This is a genomic window from bacterium, assembly GCA_023382385.1.
GTDB lineage: Bacteria > Electryoneota > RPQS01 > RPQS01 > RPQS01 > JABWCQ01.
The window spans coordinates 1-20,891 of record JAHDVH010000005.1 but is presented as its reverse complement, the minus strand read 5'-3'; the positions used below and the strand labels follow the sequence as shown (position 1 = coordinate 20,891).

Here is a 20,891-nt window from a genome sequence, read left to right as displayed (position 1 = left end):
CACCAGAGGTAGCCTTCTATTGTTCGGCGAGTCATGCGCCTACTTCAGGTAGAGAACTTTGATTGACGTCCGCGAGTGCGAATCCGAGGCGCGAAGCAGGTAGACACCTGTGCTTAGATCCCCGCCCGGTACGTAACTGATCGTTCCACCGGACAGCGAACCCGAGTGCACGCTCGTCACTTTGCGTCCGAGGATGTCATAGAGCGAGATGTCAAAGTCGTCCCGCGCAAAGCCTGCTATGCTGATTTGCAGAGCGGAGTTGAAGGGGTTGGGATACACCGGAAGCAGTTCCCAAGTGGACGGGATTACTCCGACACCATCCCGCTCCGGAATCCCCGTATAGGATGTGTCCGGAGGTAAGGTCAGCCACGGAATGAAGTCGATCAGCGCTGAATAGAGAGTGTCGCCGGTTCCATCCTGATTAAGCGCGGGATTGTAGGGGCCTGATTCATGACCCCACCAGTTGTTCCTCGCGTCGATAGTCTGAGGCGGCGGATAATCAGGATGATACGAAATCGCAGGTCCGGTATTCCCTTCGAAAAGATTCGAATCGACAATCGCGGGTCTATTTCCTGAATTCGTGTAACTGATGACTGACCCGTAGCCTGTAGGACCCTGACTGTTGCTCGAGAACACGTTGTGATGTATGCGAAGCAGACCTCTGCCGCCCGGGAAAATTGATGCTCCACCCGGCGCATGGTTGTTTCGAATAACATTGTACGAGAAGTCTCCTTCGCAATCCCACAAATAGATCGCCCCCGCATAGTTAGTCATTGTGTGAGACTCAAGCACATTTCCTTCGAAGAAGGGAACACCGAATCGACTAAAGTCGGCAAGGTCGATTGCCGGATGGTCGGAGGAGTTGTTGCGAAAGATGTTACGCCGCACATAGACTCTTCCACCTCCATACAAGTGGCACGTTCCAGTCGTGTGAACGACGCCGTTTTGTTCGAAAACGTTGCCGTCCAGATGGCTTTCATGCCCCGAAACCCAGACTCCTCCAGTTTCACCTCTGCAGCTACGGATTGTGCAGGCCGTCATAGAAAGCGGAGCGTCAATCATCTGAATGCCGCCCGATGCAATCGATGTACACTCTGCAATCAATGTGCTGCAGGCGGAAACCCCCGCGCTCCGCGCATAGATTCCCCCGCCGCCGGGATAAGTTGAGAAGCAGTTCTTAATGCATGTGTTGCTTACGTGAAGATACGACTCCAAACCTCCAAGAGTCTCGCGGACAACGGCAATACCACCGCCGGCCTCGGCACTGCACGAATCAATTTGACAACGCTCGACACTAACCCGTGATCGTAAAGAGAAGATACCACCTCCCGCCTGAATCGGCTGGGGTTCGGTTGCCCAGCGAGTCCCAGTTCCTGAACGAAGTGACAGACCGATAATACGGACAGAATCGTCTTCCGCGAGACTTATAATGATACAGCTTGATGAGTCCGAGTCACCACCCGCGCGAATAATCGTGTTGCCAATGTGACTTGAGTCATTGTCCAAAACAAAGCGGCTTCCGAGAACCAGACCGTGCTCCTCTATTTGAACCGACTCGTGGAAAGTGCCGTTGTTTAGAATGATGGTGTCGCCGGGGAAACTCTCCGAAACAACGGCGTTGATTGACTCCGGCGCATTTACTTCCCTAATCGTCGACCAAGCGGCACTAACGCCAGTGCACCAGAGAAACAAGAATGTTAGGCTACGATTCATGAGCATCAAACTCGCCGTTTTCTAGTTCTCGGGCTGCTGCTCGCACCACGCTTGCTGATAGTAGGTCGATCCGTTATCGTAAGCGATGGCGACCGAGGAGCCTGCCCCCACCATTGCGCATTCAGACGAGAAACGAGTCGTGTAAAAGCCCGTTCCAGAAACATAGCCGTGTCCACAAGCCGCATCCCCATTCGCTGCGTCGGCACGAGCCCGTTGGAAATAGAACTCGCCCGCTTGTTCAATCTTGCCAGTGATGGAACCACTTTGCGGTGCTTTTACATAGATGTAATGAGTGCCAGAGTAGGCAGGTGTAAAGAAAGATTCCTGCGAACCCGTGGATGTGTAGCTATGTTTTACATCCCATCCATTCGCACTTATTGCGAGCACGGCAACCAGCAGCAATACGAGAGCTAAGTGCCCTCCCAATTGAAGTTAAGATTTGACTTCGTCATTTGTGATCTCCCTTGACTTTTCAAACAGAGTTTTTGAACTGTGGTCAGGCCTGACCTTGATAGATAATACAAGACACGCGGTTTCTTGTCAAGGCCGGCCGCGCAGTTTCTAAGACTGTTTTTGTCAGGGACAATCTGCGAAAAATATTTTCCACAATGGAGTCGCTTTCCGTGTTTAAAACAAACGTTTGCGTGCGCAATTTCTCGCTCAATTCGTGCATCGGTTCCGCGCGAAGTTGAGCAGCATGCCTCTCCAGTGCAAGAAGAAGAAGGCGGCCAGAGGCCGCCTTTCCAAGTAGTTTTCCCAAGAGTCAGTTCACGGCGCGCACGCGATAGTATCTGACCTCTGTGATAGCCGATGACTCGGACAACTCATAGGGAGGCGACTGAGTTGAACCGATGAGTGTTCCAGTCTCATCGGCCGGCGAAGCCATGCTCAGAATCTCGTAGCTGGTCGCGCCTGCAACGGGAGTCCAATTCAATCGGAAATGCAATTCGTCTTCAGACTCCTCTTCAAACCAAATCGTCAGGTCGTCCACCGGTTGCAAGGGATGAATCACACGGAAAAATTCCCGTTCCATTAACTCAGGAGCAGACTTTCCGGTCGAGTCCCAAAGAGCATATAGCGTATTGCCGCGATTGCTCGTGAAGTTGTTGTCGCGCAGGAATTCGACATACTCCTTGCTCGTCGTCTGATAGAAGAGCGTCGCAACGATGCTGTCCGTCTCAATCGGCAACTCGTATTCGGTGACATCCCAGTATTGACCGTCTGGATAGACATAGTCCACGACGGGAGACTGGACGTTCGTTAACTCGGCGTTGGTCGCACCGCGCGGCGGAATGCGATTGTCCATGTAGATCGTGTCGTTCAACACGAAATGAAAGGACGGACCCGCCGGATGCCCGACGACGCCGGCCAATCCGGGGGAGATTCCGGGATGCACTTCATAGACCTTCAGCTGCGCGTCGTGAGTCAAGACCGCTGTTGCGGGATTATAGGCACCGCTTTCAAAGATCAGTTGCTGCTGAGCGTTGAAGGCTTTCAGATTGATCCAGATTCTGCGGCCTTCGGGATAGCCTGAAGGAAGTTTGTGTCCGGTCTGGTTCGTCACCGTCACGCTGGCGTGCACCATTCCGCCACTCACTTCGGCATCAATCGCAATCGTTGCGGCCTTCTGCAGTGTGCGACGGGCTCGCACAACAGCGGAATCGAGCGCGGCGTTTGGCGTCACTCCGGGAAAGAGCGTTTTGATCCATCTGCCGACAATGGTATTGCCACCGGTGAAATCATGCACGCCGAGATTGTCCCGCGACGGAACGTTTTGACTGCAGGCGCGACCGTCGTAACGCGGCATGTGACAATCCTGACAGGTGGACACATAGCCGTTGTCCGTGCCGAATTCGGGAGCATAGACTCCGGTCACCGAGTTGTAGTCACTGACGAGCCACTCGCTGTAGGTGCGCTCGACCGGAAACATCGTCCGCAAGTCGAAGCTCGGAGCCGGAGCATTGAAGGCATTGGGAACGTATTGACCGAACGCGTTCTTTGTGAACACGGGGTTGCTCACGTCATGACAGGTTCCACAGATGCCCGATGAAAGATGAAACGGCGAATAAAGAAAGGCGTGCGGTGAACCTGCCGCAGCGATCGGGCCGCGCCGCTCATCCACGTTGCTCACAACATACATGCCGTTGGCGGTGGTGGGGGGAATGTGCGTCAGCGTTTGCAGATACGTCTGGTCCGGCCCGTAGGTCGTGGATGTGTAAATCGGATCGGCAGGCCACGGGTTCACGCCGATTGGCGAAGGTTGAACGGATTTGTGACAGTAGTGACATTGCACACCATCCAAGTCAGTGCCCGAAAGAGCCGAACCATCCGTCGGCACAGAGTGCCCGCCGAGCCAGCCAACCGGAGAGTGACAACGAATGCACAGGTCTCCGGAGTTGGGAGCATCCTGATTGGCAATGTCCACCGTTGCAAAGTAGAGCGGATCGCGCGCAGCCTGCGCCATCATGCTGCCGCTCCAATTGAAATGCTGTTCGATGTTCAATCCGAATCCGGCGTGACAGTTATCGCACTGACTTGGCGGACGGAAGTTTCCCGATTGATTCGGTTGAGAGCCGGGCAGGAAGAAGTCGTTCAAGGTTGTGGGGACGGCTGCAGCAGACAGCGTGAAGAGCAGCAATGCTGCGGGAAGAAAGAGTAGCCTTGATTTCATGGGACCGCCTCGCGTCGAGGTGTGAAGGAAGGGCATTATAAGATAACACACCTCATAGCAACCTCCAAAAGAGCGAAATCCGGCTATATTTATCTACAAACCTGTTTTCTACCGCAGTGCATCTTTGCGAACCCACACCACTGCGTGACAATGTTCCTGTTCGTTCCTTTTTATGCCTCGTTACTCTTCTGACCAATCCAAACGTATTGAATAGGGGCAGATGTGTGTTTCAGCAGAGGAAACCGAGGTTTCCAAAACAAGAAGGGCGGCCAGAGGCCGCCCTTACACTTACAAACATTAATCACCTATTCGGCGTCAGCGGATTCTTCAGGGATTTTTTCCTTGAACTCACGGAAGGTGAGTTCGTCGCCCTTCATGGTAATTTGCACAGTCGAGCCTTCGTGAAAACGCTCACGCAGGATTTCTTCGGCCAGCGGATCTTCGACGAATTTCTCCACCGTACGACGCATCAAACGCGCCCCGATTTCCGGCTTATAGCCTTTGTCAATCAGGTATTCGCGGGCCTTAGCCGTCAGCTGTACGGTCAACGAGCGATCCAGCAACCGTCTGTTGAGATCTTCGATGTGCTTTGACAGGATGATGTCGATCGCTTCACGGCTGAGCATGTTGAAGACGATTATTTCATCGAGACGATTCAAGAACTCGGGACGGAAGAGCTGCTTGACTTCGTCCATCATCTTGCCGGACATCTTGTCGTGCGACTCAACTTTCACGCCACCGAACCCGAACTCCATCGACTTGGCCGCTTCGCGCGTACCGAGATTCGACGTGAGAATCAAGATTGTATTGCGGAAGTCCACCTTCTGTCCCGTGCCGTCCGTCAATTCACCGTGATCGAGCACCTGCAGCAGAACGTTGAAGACTTCCGGGTGTGCCTTTTCCACTTCGTCGAGCAGCACCACGCTATACGGTTTGCGACGAACCTTTTCCGTTAACTGGCCGCCTTCATCATAGCCGACATAACCGGGAGGCGCGCCGATCAAACGCGAGACGTTAAACTTTTCGCTATACTCGCTCATGTCAATGCGAATCAGCGATTCGGGATCATTGAAGAGATAGTCCGCGAGCGCGTGCGCGAGTTCAGTCTTACCGACACCTGGCGAACCCAAGAACATGAAGCTGCCGATGGGACGCGTGGGACTTTTGAGGCCAGACCGCGCGCGGCGGAGCGCTTTGGCAATCACTTCGAGCGCTTCGTTCTGTCCGACAATCTTCTTGGAGAGCGACTCGGCAATCTTCAGCAGACGTTCGCCTTCACCCGCGGCGACCCGCGTGACCGGAATGCCCGTCATGCGAGCGACGGTTGCGGCGATTTCCTCGGGAGTCACGACAAGAGTCGGACGGGCTTCGCTGCGCTCCCACCGTTCCTTCTCCTCGCGGAGCATCGTTTCGAGCTTGATTTTCTTGTCGCGCAGCATCGCGGCCTTTTCATACTCCTGCCGCTTGACAAGATCTTCCTTCTCGTGCTTGACGTTGTCTATCTGCTTTTCAATTTCCAGAATCTTGTCAGGAATCACAATGTGCGAGATGCGAACGGACGAGCCGGTTTCATCGATGACGTCGATAGCCTTGTCGGGAAGGAAGCGGTCCGTGACGTAGCGATCAGAGAGGTGCACGGCGGATTCGACGGCTTCATCCGTGAATTTCACGCCGTGATGCTCTTCATACTTTTCGCGCAGACCGAGCAGAATTTGAATCGTATCCTCGACGGAAGGCGGATCGACCATCACTTTCTGGAAGCGGCGTTCAAGCGCGCCGTCCTTCTCGATGGACTGACGGTATTCATTCAACGTGGTCGCACCGATACACTGCAATTCACCGCGAGCCAACGCCGGCTTGAACATGTTCGAAGCGTCGAGCGATCCTGACGCGCTGCCCGCACCCACGATGGTATGCAACTCGTCAATAAAGAGAATGATGTCCGGACTCTTCTCGATCTCCTGCATGATGGACTTGATTCGCTCTTCAAACTGTCCACGATACTTCGTGCCAGCGACGATGGAACCCAAGTCAAGAGCGACCACGCGCTTGCCGTAAAGAATCGGCGAAACGCGTTGCTGAACGATGCGCAGGGCGAGGCCCTCGGCGATGGCGGTTTTACCGACACCGGGTTCGCCGATCAGCACGGGATTATTCTTCTTGCGGCGCGAGAGGATCTGCGCGACGCGCTCGATCTCCATGTCGCGCCCGATAATCGGGTCGAGTTTGTTTTCGCGAGCGAGTTTGGTCAGGTCGCGCGAGAAGTGGTCGAGGTTCGGAGTCTTGGTCTTCTCTTGCGGAGCCTGCGGAGCCTGCTGTCCGCTGCCGCGCAGGAGATTGTCCAACTCACCTTTGACATTCTCGTAGGTGACATTGAAACCGTGCAGCACCTGAGCAGCCATCGAATCCTCTTCCTTGAGAAGAGCCAACAGCAAATGCTCGGTCCCGATAATATCTGACGAGTAGCTCTTTCCTTCAATATAGGATAGCTTGAGAACTTTCTCAGCACGCTTGGTGAAGGGAATGTTCCCAATCTTCATCGACCCGCGCGTGGTATCCACCATCTCTTCGACGGACTCGCGGAGTTCATCCAAGTCACAACCGAGGTTGTGCAGGATTTGAACCGCCAAGCCATCGCCGAGGCGGATGATTCCCAGAAGCAAGTGCTCGGTGCCAATGAAGTCATGGCCCAAGCGAAGCGCTTCCTCCCGGGAGTACTGGATTACCTGTTGAACGCGCAGGGAGAATTTATTCTGCATGTGTTCCTCAATTCTTGGCCGTCACCAGCCACTGAACAAACGAGTGCGATTCCAATTTAGGTATCCGCACCTTGAATTGCAAGAGGCGGATTCTAAGACACTTGAAGGTTTCAAGCCGGCAACATGCAAGACTCTCATGTTGGTTGTTGAAGAATCAGCAAATACTTTGCCGCTCTCGGGGAATGCGGGCATTCCCACGCATTCGTCGGGGGAGGCACGGTAGTCCGAGGCCAACAGAGGGACGGCGTAAGCCAAGTCGCTAAATTGAATTAACCCACCTATCCTTTCGACTCGTAAGAATTTGCGCAGAAATGGAAGTTATCCACACCTCCAATTAGCTACCGATCAGCCGCTGAATAGGAAACGCCCGGCAGTCTAACTCGACCACCGGGCGTCCGGTACTGCTTGCGAGTGCGAACCGGAAACCGTCAGTCAAAGTGAGGAATGCGACGTTTATGGGACAGAGCATGCCGATTGCCGCTCCAAGACGACAACGTGACCTCTGCCAAACCCCTTGTTTCGAACATGACGCACTTCATTCGGAGCCAACGGTTTTCCATACTATCTACTTTGTATACCCCATGTGCTCCCGGGAATGTTCCCCGGATTTGCGACTTCGGCCTGCGGAGAGCTCTTCTTCGCTGTACAAGTAATCCCAGATATCCGGCGTAAGCGGGAAGGTCATGCCCTCCGCCTTGCCATCACGCCACGGAGTTACCTGCCAACCGCGCTTGACGCCCTCACCGAGATACCACACTTTCACACCCTTGCCTTGATCAAAGTCCCTACGGCTGAAATAGAAAGTTCCTTCACGTACCGGCCCAAACATGGCTGCTGCGCCCCTTCCTGGGTTCTATCTAACTGCTCCGGGTCTACTATAATAATAACGCGTCAAACCGCCTCGGGTTCCAATCCACAGGTCACCGCGATCCTCTTTAATGACCTGCACGTAGTCGTCTACGAGTCCGTCGCGGCGCGTGTAGTGCTCCCATGCCTCACGGGAGGGATCGAAGCGGAAGAATCCCGCTTCCGTACCAACCCAGATAAACGGATTCGAGGCATCGACGCATGTGGGCACCGCGTTCTTCATCCAGACCTCAGACAGCCATGATTTTGTCTCGCCGGAAGCTGTGCGGCGCATGATGCCCTCCGGCGTTGCCAGCCAAAGGTCGTTATTCAAAAGAGAGAGACTGCTAACAGGGAGGTTCAACAGTCCGGGATCGAGAGGAAGTCTCGTGACCTCGTGTGTACGAGCATTGACTTGAGTCAGACCGCCCTCAGTTCCCACATAGAGGAGTGAATCGTGAACAACCAAGTCGAGGATGCCGGAGAGCGCGAATCCATCGGAAGGAATGCGAGTGATCTGGTCGCCGCGAGTATCGAGAACAGAAAGCCCATCGTGCGTTCCGATCCAGAGTTCTGTGCCGCGCACGGCCAGTGCAGTGACTTGCTGCGCATGCAGATTGTCCTGCACATCGAATCGCTTCCATTGTTTCTTGCGCGGCTGGTAACTCAACAGACCATCCATCGTGGCGAACCAGATACGGTCGCCCGCAGAGACCAAGTCAGAGACATTGGTTGAACGAATCTGGCTGTCATCACGTCGCTCGACGTAGCTCCAACTATTCCCGTACCCTTCCAAGAAGGAGACACCGAGAAAGTCACCGTCGTTCGCCCCGCCAATCCACAGCCCCTGCTCAAGAAAGAGCAAGGCTTTGACATCGTTTCCGGCGGGACCGGCCAACAATTGCACAGAACGCAACGCACGCAGATCGGACTTCAGAACGCCCGCACCCCAATGCGTACTCCAGAAGTTGCCCCAGCTATCCAGCAGCCAGTCTGTCACAGGAAAGCTGCGGCCGCGCGGATCATAGAGTGTTCCGTCGCTGTACCATGTATATGGGCGAGGGGGCATGACGTAGGGAAATCCCGCAGGAAGCTGTGCGAGGACACCCGGAGGATAGGCGCTGTCGGGAATGCGGAGCTTACTGCGCAGACCGCGCCACCGGATCTGATCCATCTCTTCGGGGTCCTGAATCATGTCGAGAAAGAGATTTCCTGTACTGCGATCTCCCCTGTAGCGGCGAACGAAGGCTCTCCATTCAGGATCGGGAAGCGGCGGATTCTGCGTGAAGAGCTGCTCGAAAACCTGATCGGGAATCGTTTCGACATAGAGTGATTGACCGCCCACACCGATGTTCACGGGCCGTTCGCCGTGCATCCAAACATTTCTTGCGGCAATTTCCCAGCGGTCGAATCCGCGCTGCCATTTCAGCAATTGGTCACGAGTGGCGACCCAAACGTGATTGTAGCGCTCATCATAGAGGAGAAGGATGGCGTCGTCAATCGGAACGGCTTCGAAGGCGCCGTAGCCCATCACCTGCGGGGCTTCCCAACGATTGCGACTGAGTTGAAAGGTCAGCACGCCGCCGCCCGTCGCGACAAAAAGCTCGTGCGGATTGACGTCCATAGCACGCGCGCCGCGGCAATCGCGGTAGCTCTGCCAATCGCCCGGGGAATAGTCAGACTGCGCAAGCGAGACTTTGCACCACGTAAGCAAACCGAGCAACGAGAGTGTAAGCAGACGGGTTTTCATTCAGGCTTCAGACTGATAAGCACTCCGCGCAACAATTCCTGAAATTTCTCTTTGGCGCGGTTTGCAGTCAAGATGACATCTTCATGAGCGAGTTTTTCTCCGCCGCCCGCGGCGGCGTTGGTCACACACGAGATACCGAGAACTCGCATTCCCAACGCGCTTGCGGCAATGACTTCCGGGACGGTCGACATACAGACACCATCCGCACCCAGCCGAGCGAGCATCTGCACTTCGGCAGGAGTCTCATAGGTGGGGCCGAGCAGCGCCGCAAGAGTTCCACGCTTCAATTCTATCTTCTGTTCCTGAGCAACGCGTTCAGCAAGCAGCTTCAGTTCGGGATCATAGCAGTGGCACATGTCCGGCCATCTGGATTCGTTCACGGCCTGCGGTCCGCGTAACGGATTGCGGAACTGCAGATTGATGTGGTCATCAATGAGCATCAAATCGCCTGCGCGAAATCTGCGGCTCACGCCTCCCGATGCATTGGTTACAAGCAGCGTGCGCGCGCCTTTGGCAAAGGCCAGGCGCACGGGCACTGCGACCTGTTCCGGAGAGTAGCCTTCATACATGTGCACGCGTCCCTGAAAGGCCATCACTTTGACACGGCCGATCTTCCCGAACACGATGCGACCCGCATGACCCGCAACTGTGGAGACGGGATAACCCGAGAGTTCGCTCGTCAGAAAGGAGCGAGGCTCTGCAAGTTCATCGGCGAAGCCGCCGAGTCCCGATCCGAGGATAACGGCGACATCCGCAGAGCCATTTAGTTTCCCTGCCATCTTCTCAATATCTGTCTCGAACTGCAACATGCGCTCGCGCGCGAACTGACGGTTACGCATACGTTAATTCTTGCGATTACGTTTTCTGAATTCGTGTGGAGGTTCAAACGACGGTTTTGGCGCGGTCCGTGAAGCAGCAAGACATTGCTCGGCATAACGGTCCAGACCTTGTTTTCCATACTGCGAAACCGTTTCATATGCCAAGCCCGCACTGATGACGCGTGCATTGACATTCTCGCCGTCGGCAAACAGATAGGCCAGCCAGCGACCATAGCGGTCGGGCTGTTCAATACGGATGATCGAGAGTTTATTCGCTTTTGCAATCTGTTCGCGCAGGAACTCGGTGGCTAATGAACCCCAAGGCTCCTGATTGCCGTTATGGAAAGGCGAGCTGATTTCGGCACAGTCAATGCCCAGCATGCGTATGCGCTGAGTTTTCCAGAGGAAAGTGTCCCCGTCTTCAACCACGATGTCTGATTTCTGAACGGGTGTTTCGCGAAACGGAGGGATCGTGTCCGGCGCAGTGTGCCGACAGCCAAGCCAGAGAGCGGCAACCAGAAACAGCGACAGATAGGCGCGAGTGTATTGAATTGTCGTTTGGGATTTTGTATCTTGCGGCATTATGTTGAAGCCTAAACTTTTCACCACTCTCCGGAACTACGACCGGCAGCAATTCAGCAGGGACTTTGTAGCCGGACTCATCGTCGGCGTCGTTGCGTTGCCGTTGTGCATCGCCTTCGCCATCGCCTCGGGCGTATCGCCCGAACGGGGGCTGATTGCGGGTGTCATTGGCGGATTCATTGTGTCGTTTCTGGGCGGAAGCCGTGTGCAAATCGGGGGTCCGGCCGGAGCATTCGTCGTCATCGTGTTCAGCATCGTTGCAGAGTACGGATTGGACGGACTAATCGTCTCGACGTTTCTTGCCGGAATCCTGCTGATCTTATTCGGGCGTTTCAAGCTCGGTTCCGTCATCAAGTTTATCCCGCTGCCGGTGGTGACAGGCTTCACCAGCGGAATCGCCATGATCATCTTCGTTTCGCAGATCGCCGACTTCACTGGGATGACGCTGGAAGGACAAACTGCGAACTTTATTGAGAAGCTTTTCTCACTGGCTCGCGCTGCGGACACGATCAACCCCTCTGCCGTAGTGATTGGAGTTGCATCAGTTGTTGTGCTGCTGGTGTGGCCAAGACTGATGCGGACGATTCCTGGCTCGTTAGTTGTGCTTGTCGGCGCCACGGCCGCCGCTCAGTTGCTGCACCTGCCCGTCGAAACGATCGGTTCGCGGTTTGGAGACATCCCCTCGATGCTGCCGATGCCGCAGGTGCCTGACCTGACGTTCGCAGAAGTGCGCAGGCTGGTTCCGCCGGCGATGACGATTGCCGTGCTGGTGGCCATCGAATCTCTGCTTTCGGCAGTCGTTGCAGACGGCATGGTGGGCGGGCGGCACCGCTCTAATATGGAGCTGGTTGCACAGGGTGTCGCGAACATCGGCAGCTCCGTGTTCGGCGGATTGCCTGTGACGGGAGCAATTGCGCGGACGGCGACCAACGTGCGCAACGGAGGCCGCACGCCGGTTGCAGGCATTGTGCACGCTCTTGCGCTCTTGCTGCTGATGCTCGTGTTCGGCGGACTTGCAAAGATGATTCCGCTGGCAGCGTTGGCGGCAATTCTGGTCGTCGTCGCCTACAATATGTTCGAGTGGCACTCGTTTCGCGCCATGCTGCGCGGACCGAAGAGTGACGTGGCGGTGCTGCTCTCAACGCTTTCGCTGACCGTCATCCTCGATCTAACCGTCGCGATCGAGGTGGGGATGCTGATGGCAGTTTTCCTGTTCATGAAGCGGATGTCCGGCGCCACTGAAATAGAAATCTTTACAAGCGAGATGCGCGAACCGACCCCCACAGAGGAGTTGGACGTTCTGGACCGCTCTGCCATTCCAGCTGGAGTGCAAGTCTATGAAATCAACGGACCGTTCTTCTTCGGCGCAGTCTACAAGTTTCGAGAAGCGATGAACATCGTCGCGCGCGCGCCGAAGGTCAGAATTATCCGGATGCGTAAAGTGCCCGTCATTGATAGTTCAGGTATGCAGGCACTGATCGAAGTCTTCAACGACTCGCGAAAGCACGGAACGGCATTTCTTATCAGCGGTCTGAACAAACAGCCGCGCGATGCGCTGGAGCGTGCGGGGCTTATCGAACTGTTCGGTGCTGAGAATCTACCGCCGACGTTTGACGACGCCGTCGTAAAGGCACGTGAGATCATCGAGAGTCTTCCCGAACACCCGCACGGCAAACACCTGCCGCACAAGGAGAGCCGCTGAGTTTAATTATCGGGTGTGCGAAAGAGAAGTCCGCGCTTTGCGCGGACTTTTTCATGTCAGCTTGCCGACAGCACTCCGGCAATGGCCGCCGTCTGCAGGCTGACCATCGTTCCGGCTATCATCGCCCGCATGCCCAATTCCGCAAGATCCTTGCGTCGCTCCGGAGCAAGGCTTCCGATACCGCCGATTTGGATGCCGATTGAGGAGAAATTCGCGAATCCGCACAGCGCATATGACGCGAGCATGATCGTGCGGGGAGACAGCACGCCTTCCTTCATCAAGTTTGATAACTCGACATAGGCCACAAACTCATTGATCGAGATCTTCGTGCCGATAAGATAGGCGAAGTCCTTGCACTCCGAGACAGGCACGCCGAGAATGAAACCAATCGGCCAGAGCACGTAGGAGAAGATCTCGCGCAAACTTTCCGGGAACCACATCATCCCTACTCCTGCAAACCAGCCGGAAATCAGCCCCAAGATAGCGTTTAAGACAGCAATGAGAGCAATGAATGCGAGCAGCATGGCCCCGACGTTCACCGCGAGGCCGAGTCCGTCGCGCGCACCGCTTGCCGCAGCATCAATAACATTCGCCTGCTTGGGCATCTCGGGCATGTGGAGCTGCCCTGCCGTTGCCGGCTGTTCGCGCTCCGGAAGAAAGATTTTGGCAAAGATCAAAGCGCCGGGCGCGGCCATGACCGACGCCGCGAGCAGATGTTTTGCCGGAACTCCGAGCAGAATATACCCCGCCATGACGCCGCCCGCAACGGTGGCGAACCCGCCAACCATGATGGCATTCAGTTCACTGCGCGTGACCGTTTTCAGGAAGGGTCGAATCAACAAGGGTGACTCTGTCTGGCCCAAGAAGATATTGCCCGCCGCCGAAAGAGATTCCGCTCCGGACGTTCCCATCGATCGCGTCATCACCCATGCCAGTCCACGCACCACACGTTGCACGATGCCGAAGTGATAGAGGATGCCCATGAACGATCCGAAGAAAATGATGGTCGGCAGGATCGCAAAAGCGAACTGGAATCCGAAAGTTTCCTGATACTCCTGTTTGACCATGTTGCCGAACAGGAACGATGATCCTTCGAGTGTATATCCGAGAAATTTCGACACACCGTCGCCTAACGCGCTGAACACATTGCGGCCCCACGGCGTCCAGAGAATCAAGACCGCAAAGACGATTTGCAGGCCCGTACCCCAAATCACCACACGCCACGGGAAATTTTTGCGGTCGGATGACAGCAGCCACGCGAGACCAAGCAGAATCGGAATCGCGATCAAGGATTGGAGACGTTCCAAAGGTTATCCTTGCTTTGAGGAGAGAGGGAGTTGCTCCTGCACAGCCGTTTCTTGAGCAGGATCGGGAGGGACAAAACAATTGCGGCAGCGCGGTTCGTAGGCGTCTTGCGCACCGACTAAGACGAGCTCCCGTGACGCGACCACGCGCTGTGTGTGCTTGGCGGGATTTCCGCAGCGCACACAAATGGCGAGCGTCTTATCTATGTATTCGGCGATTGCGAGCAGTTGAGGAATCGGATCGAACGGAACGCCGCGATAATCGGTATCCAGCCCCGCGCAGATGACTCGTTTGTTCTGATCGGCGAGCTTCTGCACGACTTCGATCAATTCGTTCCCGAGGAATTGCGCTTCGTCAATGCCGATCACGTCGGCATCCTGCGCGAGTTCAAAGATCTCCCACGGTGACTTGACCAGCTGCGATGGGATTGTCAGCCGCGAATGACTGACGATTTCGTCCCGAGAGTATCGGTTGTCAATCAGCGGCTTGAATATCTCAACGCGCAGTTTGGCAATCTGAGCGCGCACCAACCGGCGAATCAATTCCTCCGTCTTGCCGGAGAACATCGGTCCGCAGATAACTTCAATCCAGCCGGTATTGTGGGGAAAGTGGTGCATGGATCAACAAAGGAGAGTTTTCAGGAACGTTGCGCGTCCGCCTGTGCAGAAGATTGAATTCGCTCCGCGACCATCTGTGTTACCGAAGGTATCTCGGCACCAAAGGGAATTACGATGTCGGCGAACGACTTGGAAGGCTCGACGAACTGCCGGTGCATGGGTTCGACGTGGTCGTTGAATTGGCGAATGACGTCGTGCTTTGCGCGAGCACGGAAAACGACGTCGCGCTCGATGCGGCGCGCCAGTCTCACATCAGCTGGACACTCGACGAACACTTTCAGACTCATTCGCTTCCGCAAATCAGGTTCGTGCAGGACGAGGATTCCATCGAGCAGGATAATTTCGCGCGGTTCGACATGTTGGCCTGCCGGCTTCCGCATGTGTGTGCAGTAATCGTATTCGGGTAGTTCGATGGGTCTGCCCGCAAGCAGCTCATCCAAGTGGCGGCAGAGCAAATCGGTTTCGAAGGCGCTGGGATGATCGAAGTTATACAGGCAACGCTCGTCAAAGCTCATACCACGTAATTCGCGGTAGTAGCTGTCCTGCAGGAGCCAGAGCACGCGATCCGGACCCATTGCGTGCATGAGACCGTGAGCCAGCGTCGTCTTGCCGCTGGCGGAGCCACCGGCGATGCCGATCAGAATGGACATGGGCTCCCTAATCTACGGAGCTTGACTATAAGCCGCAATAAAGAAACAGAGTTGAGAGGGGAAACTACTTCAGCAGTAGCAGGCGGCGGACCCCGGACGGGCCGGGCGAGAGGCGATAAGAGAGGAAATAGGTCCCGCTGGCCCATGTCGAGCCGTCAATAGTCCAGCGGTGACTGCCTGCGGAAAGAGGCTGGTCAAAGAGATCCGAAACCCGGCGGCCCAGCACGTCATAGACCTTTAAGTCGGCATGGGCGGCCTCGGGCAGAGTTAATGACAGAGTTGCCATGACGTTGAACGGATTGGGAGCCAATTCCAGTTGGACATCAAAGGGCTGTTCAACCGCGCGCTTGAGGTCAGCATGCGTTTCCTCCACCAAGAGCAGTTGCATCGGGGAATCAGCACGCAGCGTAAAGCGTCGTTCATGTGCCACGCCGGCCTGCTTCCAAGCTACGATGCAATCCTGCTCGCCGCGCCCCTCAAAGAAAATCGGCGGACTCAACCAGCAAGACCGCTGTGCGTCCCCAGCTTCCCGAAGTTCAAACTGGCGGGCTTCAGGTAGGGATTCGACTTGCAGTGACACCGATTGCGGGGATTCGTTCGTGAGAAAGCCGATTTGCACCCAACTGGCGAAAGCGACGGGCGTAAGACAAGCTAATGTCACCAAGAGCCTTAACACAAACTGGTCCCCCGTTGCAAAAGTAACGGGGCTCGCCCGGCTTGCAGTAGTGGACGATCCCCGAACAAGGCTGACAATCTTCCAAAAGGTCGAACGCTATTTCTTGGGTCGCGGCTTAGCCGGTCCAAACGTCCATTCCACATCTTCGGGGGATTTGTAGACACGAGAGGATACGCGCAGCATTCCCCCGCCCTGATCACCAATGGTCGAAACATATTCACTTGAGTCCTGATAGTACGGAGCTTTTTTCGAATCTCCACCTTCCCATAAACGCAAATAATATACCCCATCATCCACGTATGGAATGAAGTACTTGCCGGAACTGAACAGACCCGTTTTCCCCTCCATTTGCGGGGGATATTCGTGGCCGCCGAGGTAGAGTTGATTGAAGTTGCCCCAGGCCAGCGAGTCATCGCCGCCAGGAGTTCCGTCGGGATTGGGCGGGTCCTGAATCCCGTTTCCACCATCTGCTATGACTTGAATCAAATGTCCATGATCGTGGGGAGCTCCGGTGCGATCCAACACGGGTTTGTTGTTAAAGAAGAAGACAAGAATGGTGAACGGATTCCCCATTTCGTTGTCGCGCTCTTCGGTGTTTTCCGTATCAAAGTAGACTTCGCGGCCCTTGATAACTTCGCGCGCCATCACGCTGTTCAGGGTCACCAACACCAGCAGGATAGTCGTCGCAATACGCAACATCATGTTTCCGTTTGCCATCATTTGTGGTTGAGGATTCGCTTCAAAAACTACTTGCGCGGAAGGATTCCCGACTGCGAAACTCGCTTCTCATAAAGCGTGTCCGCGGGGATCTTGGTATCGAGAGTCTCGCGTACCTTCTCGTATCTGGCCGAGTCACTGCGCGCCACGGAAGTCTCGATGTACTCACCGTAGTATCCTTTTGCTCCGCAAGGTGCGACGACAGTCGTGCCGACGGTGAAGTAATTCGAAAGCGTCGGATTCGATGAAACAATCAGATTAACTTCCGGATAGGTCTGAGCGAGGGAGTCAGCTTCCTTGACCGTAAAGTCGCCAATCAGGGTGACGTAATCGGAACGCTTCAACACTTTCCGCATCAGCTTCTGGATCTTATAGGGTGATTCGACGCGCACTTCCGCCGAGTCGGGGCTGTTCGCAACAGATCGCTCCATGATAAGCCCGACGACAGCCATGCGCACACCCGCACGCTCGGTCCAACGGTATGCGTCGAAGACCGGCTTCTTGGAGCGTTTACCTTCGAACAGGTTTGCGCAAACGATGGGCAACCCATCCTGGCTCGCCTGCTTCCAAACCGACAGCGAAGAGTTCATTTCCTGCGGTCCCAAGGTTATCGCGTCGTAGTTTTGTTCCTTGTAAAAAGAGAACAAAAGGTCACGTCGCGGCTCGAACTCCTTGTCGATCGCAAGAGTCGCGAAATTTCCAGCATCCACCGTGACAATCGCGAGAGTGTCAGAGCGGCTGTTATGAATAAAGGTAGCCCTCCGGGCCAGCCCGCCTTTACGCGAGCCTCAACCGCAGGGTTCGACGTGGCCTTTAAACTGCCCTGAGTAGATGACGCGCGCTTTCTGAGCTTTCGAAGCCTGCTTGTCCGCCGCATGACCGAGCGAAAGGCCAAGCAGCCCGACCAGCAACAACATACCCGTCACCGCCCCGCCCTTCAGCATGGGCCGAATCCGTTGATTCATTCTGCTATGAACTTGAGTTAACCGTGAGAACTTATTGTCGCCTTCTTCTGCAGAGCGTCCGGCGAAAGTGTGTTGGGAATCCCTGCTCCAGTCATAGGCGTCGAACCTGCATTTTGCTGGCGTTTGCCTGTGCCTGTGCGCTCTTCGAAAGCCGCAAGCTTGGTTGACCATTCGCCTTCCTGCTCGTAAACATCCGTCAAGGCGTCTTTGAAGTCAACGTAGCCGGCGGAGTCGCCCCAAGAGGGGTTGAACTCGATCATCGCGTAGTGGCCATTATACCCTGACGAACCGGTTCCAACAACGCGTGTCTTACCGATGGTCGTCATGGTCTCGCCTGTTCGCAATGCGCCGGTGGAAATGACAAAGTCAATTTCGGGATGCGAACTAATGAGTGTATCCAAATCGTCCGATGAGAGTTCGCAGAGTAAGACGATCGCGTTGGCTTTCTTTGCAACTTCCGGTAAGTAACGGTCCGCTGCCGCCTTTGTGCTGGTCACACGAAACCTGGTTGTGTCTATCAGCGAAGACGTTGCAGGGAAGTCAGCATCCCGCACCAAGCCAATGATACCGACTTTCATATTGCCGTAGTCTTTGATCACATACGGCTTGAACAACGGACGATTGGTAGCCGCATCCACGAGGTTTGCCGAGACAAAGTCAACGGACTTCACCGTGTCACGCATCGCAACCAGTGTTTCGTAGCCCATCGAAATCTCCTGACGGGCAACATTCAGAACATCGTACTTCAGGCCTTCGTAACTCGTCACAAGGAATTGACACTTGTCCGAGCATCCGCCTTTGGCACCGGCACGATCCACGAAATTCCCTGCATCCACCATCAGCCAATTGGCCGTCGGGTCTGTGTGTCGCTGGACGAATGACGCCAGCCGCGCCACCCCGCCTTTGCTTACCTTACAGCCGCACGGTGACACGTTCCCGCGGATGTTCCCTGTAAACATCACTTGAAGCTTGCCTTCAGCAGGCGCGGGGGTGCAACCGCCGCTTAGCAGTGAAAGACCCGTGCTCCCCAGTATAAGAAGCAACAGAAAGCGCAACGTAAATCGGAACCCACCTGTACCACGTAGCATCGTTCATCTCCTGTTATTGTAAAGAAAAGAGCGGCCTCTCGCCGCTCTTTTCCTAACGGGAGAGAACCCTATCCGTGATTGTGCCCCACATGAGGGTCTTTGGTCGTTGAAGCGGGATCCTTGCTGGATGGCGAAAGCGACGGCGCATTGCCGGGTGAAACCTTCACGCCGCTCTGGCTGGGCTGAATGGTAGCTCCGGACTTGCCTTCAAATTTGGCAAGTCTTTCGGACCATTCGCCGGGCATGTCATAAGAATCCAGCAACGCATCTTTGAAGTCCGCGAAAGCAACAGAGTCGCCCCACGCAGGCTTAAATTCAAGCGTCGCGTAGTGTCCGTTGTAGCCGGACGATCCAGTTCCGAGGAGACGCGTCTTCTTACCAATAGTCGTCGTAGTTTCTCCCGTGCGCAGAGCGCCGGTGGAAATCACGATGTCAATGTCCGGGAATTGCTTGACCAGCGAATCGATATCATCGGTCGGCAATTCACACAGCAGAATAACCGCGTCGGTCTTGCGCATCAGATCCGGCAGATATTTCTGCGCGGCCTCGGTAGTCGGCGTGACTTTCATCACTGTGGTATCCACCAGTGATGAGGTGGCCGGAAAATCCGCATCACGCAAGAGTCCGATGACGCCAATACGCATATTGCCGTAATCCTTGATCACATACGGATCAAAGAGCGGCTTGCCGGTCTTCACATCGAGCAGATTGGCAGAGACGTACTTGGTCGTCTTGGTCGTGTCGCGCAGCGAAACCAATGTCTCGTAGCCCATCGAGACTTCCTGACGAGCAATGTTCAGGACGTCGTAATGGAGGTCCTCATAACTCGTGACCATGAATTGGCACTTCGTCGAGCAGCCGCCCTTGGCACCTGCACGGTCTACAAAGTTGCCAGCATCAACCGTCAGCCAATTGGCTGTCGGATCCTGATGTCTTTGTACGAAGGCAGCCCACCGGGCCACCCCACCTTTTTTGTCCTTTCAACCACACGGGGCCACATTGCCCCGGATATTGCCGCTATACATGACTTGCAGCTTGCCTTCGGCCGGGGCGACAGAACACCCGGGGACCAGAAGACCGCTGAGCACCGCAGTCAGGAGTGCGGACAGCAAGATCGTTAGTTTGCGCATGAGTCTTGAATTATCTGTTTCAGAATGAGTTTGAAAGAAAAGCGTGCTTTCCAGAGTTGAACGCGCACGTCCAAGCGCCGGTTCCGGAATTCTGTCCGGGAAACTACTCAGATTCGTCAATCACTGTGCAACGCGGGCCTGAGGCACCGCAGGTCCAGTCGGCATCAGTATAATTGACCTCCTGATAGCCCACCACCGCCGTAGCAACCGAACTGGTCCACAAGACCGTAACTCCATCCGGTTCGTAAATCCGCAGGTAGTAGCGAGCATTTGCGGGGATGGTAGCCGAGCATGTCAGCAGGGTTTCTGTTACAAAGTAACCCGGTCCGAGTTCGAAGTAGACGCCGTTGAATGTGAATTCGTTGAAGTTGACCGCATCAAAGGGCGTCACGCAATCCGGCGGGTCAGTACACACGACCGGCTGGGGATCTTCCGGATCTGGTCCATCGTTGTCCACGTCCTGGAATATCTTGATCACCGTTCCATCGGGAATACCTATGTTGCCGCCGCACGTTGTAGTCAACGGCGAGGCGGGTTCAAAATGCTGAAACGCCATGTTAAAGCCCTGTGCGTAAGCAGCGCTCTGCAGAGTTGCGAAGCAAATCAGAATTGCCAGGAATGTCCATCGTGCCATGATCATTCGTTCCTTTCCGGTTCCATGCCGGTAGCTTGATATTCGAGACATGCGCTAACTGCAAACCGCAGGCCGCGCTTGATCAACCACGCAGTGGTTTTGTCGTAAACAGTAATATACACTCATGATTACAGAAAAGCAACGCTATTCGGGTGCGAAATTTCTTTCGTAGGTCTTTGAACGGTATGGATTTTAGACACGTATCCGCCAAACGACAGCGGGCCTCCCGGAAGGGAGGCCCGCTGCAAGGGTAACGAACCGGTCAGAA

At 55.1% G+C, this 20,891-nt stretch carries 19 protein-coding genes; 1 reads left to right on the top strand and 18 read right to left on the bottom strand.

The window, feature by feature from the left end; genetic code table 11:
- Positions 1–39: 39 nt before the first annotated feature.
- The 8 genes from KJZ99_10945 to KJZ99_10910 form a co-directional block, all read right to left on the bottom strand.
- Positions 40–1,713, bottom strand: a complete 1,674-nt coding sequence (locus KJZ99_10945; GenBank protein MCL4306424.1) for a T9SS type A sorting domain-containing protein — start codon at positions 1,711–1,713, stop codon at positions 40–42.
- Positions 1,714–1,734: 21 nt separating this feature from the next.
- Entirely contained in the window at positions 1,735–2,139 is a 405-nt protein-coding gene (locus KJZ99_10940; protein ID MCL4306423.1) for a hypothetical protein, read from the bottom strand.
- A gap of 337 nt (positions 2,140–2,476) precedes the next feature.
- The gene (locus KJZ99_10935; protein ID MCL4306422.1) at positions 2,477–4,384 is read right to left on the bottom strand and encodes a cytochrome c family protein; all 1,908 of its coding nucleotides are present in this window, start codon (positions 4,382–4,384) and stop codon (positions 2,477–2,479) included.
- A gap of 305 nt (positions 4,385–4,689) precedes the next feature.
- Positions 4,690–7,143 carry an ATP-dependent Clp protease ATP-binding subunit gene (locus KJZ99_10930; protein MCL4306421.1) on the bottom strand — a complete coding sequence of 818 codons (2,454 nt, stop codon included), beginning with the start codon at positions 7,141–7,143 and terminating at the stop codon, positions 4,690–4,692.
- Between the two features lie 565 nt (positions 7,144–7,708).
- Positions 7,709–7,972 (bottom strand): hypothetical protein, encoded by a 264-nt coding sequence (locus tag KJZ99_10925; protein MCL4306420.1) that lies wholly within the window; start codon positions 7,970–7,972, stop codon positions 7,709–7,711.
- Positions 7,973–7,996: 24 nt separating this feature from the next.
- Positions 7,997–9,739: a hypothetical protein gene (locus KJZ99_10920; protein ID MCL4306419.1), complete on the bottom strand. Its 1,743-nt coding sequence runs from the start codon at positions 9,737–9,739 to the stop codon at positions 7,997–7,999.
- Positions 9,736–10,578: a purine-nucleoside phosphorylase gene (locus tag KJZ99_10915; protein ID MCL4306418.1), complete on the bottom strand. Its 843-nt coding sequence runs from the start codon at positions 10,576–10,578 to the stop codon at positions 9,736–9,738. The genes KJZ99_10920 and KJZ99_10915 overlap by 4 nt, the downstream gene beginning before the upstream one ends.
- Before the next feature lie 3 nt (positions 10,579–10,581).
- Positions 10,582–11,139: a thermonuclease family protein gene (locus KJZ99_10910; protein ID MCL4306417.1), complete on the bottom strand. Its 558-nt coding sequence runs from the start codon at positions 11,137–11,139 to the stop codon at positions 10,582–10,584.
- A 1-nt stretch (position 11,140) separates the two neighbouring features.
- Between KJZ99_10910 and KJZ99_10905 the strand changes: the two genes are divergently transcribed.
- The gene (locus KJZ99_10905) at positions 11,141–12,841 is read left to right on the top strand and encodes an STAS domain-containing protein (protein MCL4306416.1); all 1,701 of its coding nucleotides are present in this window, start codon (positions 11,141–11,143) and stop codon (positions 12,839–12,841) included.
- 56 nt (positions 12,842–12,897) lie between these two features.
- Here the strand turns inward: KJZ99_10905 and KJZ99_10900 are convergent, their stop codons facing one another.
- The 10 genes from KJZ99_10900 to KJZ99_10855 all read right to left on the bottom strand — a co-directional run bounded on the left by KJZ99_10900 (position 12,898) and on the right by KJZ99_10855 (position 20,674).
- Positions 12,898–14,148 carry a NupC/NupG family nucleoside CNT transporter gene (locus tag KJZ99_10900; protein ID MCL4306415.1) on the bottom strand — a complete coding sequence of 417 codons (1,251 nt, stop codon included), beginning with the start codon at positions 14,146–14,148 and terminating at the stop codon, positions 12,898–12,900.
- 3 nt (positions 14,149–14,151) lie between these two features.
- Positions 14,152–14,763 carry a thymidine kinase gene (locus KJZ99_10895; protein MCL4306414.1) on the bottom strand — a complete coding sequence of 204 codons (612 nt, stop codon included), beginning with the start codon at positions 14,761–14,763 and terminating at the stop codon, positions 14,152–14,154.
- Positions 14,764–14,783: 20 nt separating this feature from the next.
- A complete protein-coding gene (gene udk / locus KJZ99_10890) occupies positions 14,784–15,413 on the bottom strand; it encodes a uridine kinase (protein MCL4306413.1) in 630 nt (209 codons plus the stop codon).
- Positions 15,414–15,477: 64 nt separating this feature from the next.
- On the bottom strand, positions 15,478–16,089 hold the full coding sequence (locus KJZ99_10885) for a T9SS type A sorting domain-containing protein (GenBank protein MCL4306412.1): 612 nt from the start codon (positions 16,087–16,089) through the stop codon (positions 15,478–15,480).
- A 96-nt stretch (positions 16,090–16,185) separates the two neighbouring features.
- The gene (locus KJZ99_10880) at positions 16,186–16,791 is read right to left on the bottom strand and encodes a hypothetical protein (GenBank protein ID MCL4306411.1); all 606 of its coding nucleotides are present in this window, start codon (positions 16,789–16,791) and stop codon (positions 16,186–16,188) included.
- Between the two features lie 44 nt (positions 16,792–16,835).
- Positions 16,836–17,516, bottom strand: a complete 681-nt coding sequence (locus tag KJZ99_10875; protein ID MCL4306410.1) for a hypothetical protein — start codon at positions 17,514–17,516, stop codon at positions 16,836–16,838.
- Between the two features lie 78 nt (positions 17,517–17,594).
- The gene (locus tag KJZ99_10870) at positions 17,595–17,771 is read right to left on the bottom strand and encodes a hypothetical protein (GenBank protein MCL4306409.1); all 177 of its coding nucleotides are present in this window, start codon (positions 17,769–17,771) and stop codon (positions 17,595–17,597) included.
- Positions 17,772–17,788: 17 nt separating this feature from the next.
- Entirely contained in the window at positions 17,789–18,859 is a 1,071-nt protein-coding gene (locus KJZ99_10865) for a hypothetical protein (GenBank protein MCL4306408.1), read from the bottom strand.
- Positions 18,860–18,927: 68 nt separating this feature from the next.
- Positions 18,928–19,821, bottom strand: a complete 894-nt coding sequence (locus KJZ99_10860; GenBank protein MCL4306407.1) for a hypothetical protein — start codon at positions 19,819–19,821, stop codon at positions 18,928–18,930.
- A gap of 271 nt (positions 19,822–20,092) precedes the next feature.
- Complete coding sequence (locus KJZ99_10855) at positions 20,093–20,674, bottom strand: hypothetical protein (GenBank protein ID MCL4306406.1); 582 nt, start codon at positions 20,672–20,674, stop codon at positions 20,093–20,095.
- Between the last annotated feature and the right edge of the window lie 217 nt (positions 20,675–20,891).

Coding starts and splice junctions, on each gene's coding strand:
- KJZ99_10945 (MCL4306424.1), bottom strand. CDS start 1,713: ATGAATCGTAGCCTAACATTCTTGTTTCTCTGGTGCACTGGCGTTAGT.
- KJZ99_10935 (MCL4306422.1), bottom strand. CDS start 4,384: ATGAAATCAAGGCTACTCTTTCTTCCCGCAGCATTGCTGCTCTTCACG.
- KJZ99_10930 (MCL4306421.1), bottom strand. CDS start 7,143: ATGCAGAATAAATTCTCCCTGCGCGTTCAACAGGTAATCCAGTACTCC.
- KJZ99_10925 (MCL4306420.1), bottom strand. CDS start 7,972: ATGTTTGGGCCGGTACGTGAAGGAACTTTCTATTTCAGCCGTAGGGAC.
- KJZ99_10920 (MCL4306419.1), bottom strand. CDS start 9,739: ATGAAAACCCGTCTGCTTACACTCTCGTTGCTCGGTTTGCTTACGTGG.
- KJZ99_10915 (MCL4306418.1), bottom strand. CDS start 10,578: ATGCGTAACCGTCAGTTCGCGCGCGAGCGCATGTTGCAGTTCGAGACA.
- KJZ99_10910 (MCL4306417.1), bottom strand. CDS start 11,139: ATGCCGCAAGATACAAAATCCCAAACGACAATTCAATACACTCGCGCC.
- KJZ99_10905 (MCL4306416.1), top strand. CDS start 11,141: ATGTTGAAGCCTAAACTTTTCACCACTCTCCGGAACTACGACCGGCAG.
- KJZ99_10895 (MCL4306414.1), bottom strand. CDS start 14,763: ATGCACCACTTTCCCCACAATACCGGCTGGATTGAAGTTATCTGCGGA.
- udk (MCL4306413.1), bottom strand. CDS start 15,413: ATGTCCATTCTGATCGGCATCGCCGGTGGCTCCGCCAGCGGCAAGACG.
- KJZ99_10880 (MCL4306411.1), bottom strand. CDS start 16,791: ATGATGTTGCGTATTGCGACGACTATCCTGCTGGTGTTGGTGACCCTG.
- KJZ99_10870 (MCL4306409.1), bottom strand. CDS start 17,771: ATGAATCAACGGATTCGGCCCATGCTGAAGGGCGGGGCGGTGACGGGT.
- KJZ99_10865 (MCL4306408.1), bottom strand. CDS start 18,859: ATGCTACGTGGTACAGGTGGGTTCCGATTTACGTTGCGCTTTCTGTTG.
- KJZ99_10855 (MCL4306406.1), bottom strand. CDS start 20,674: ATGTCTCGAATATCAAGCTACCGGCATGGAACCGGAAAGGAACGAATG.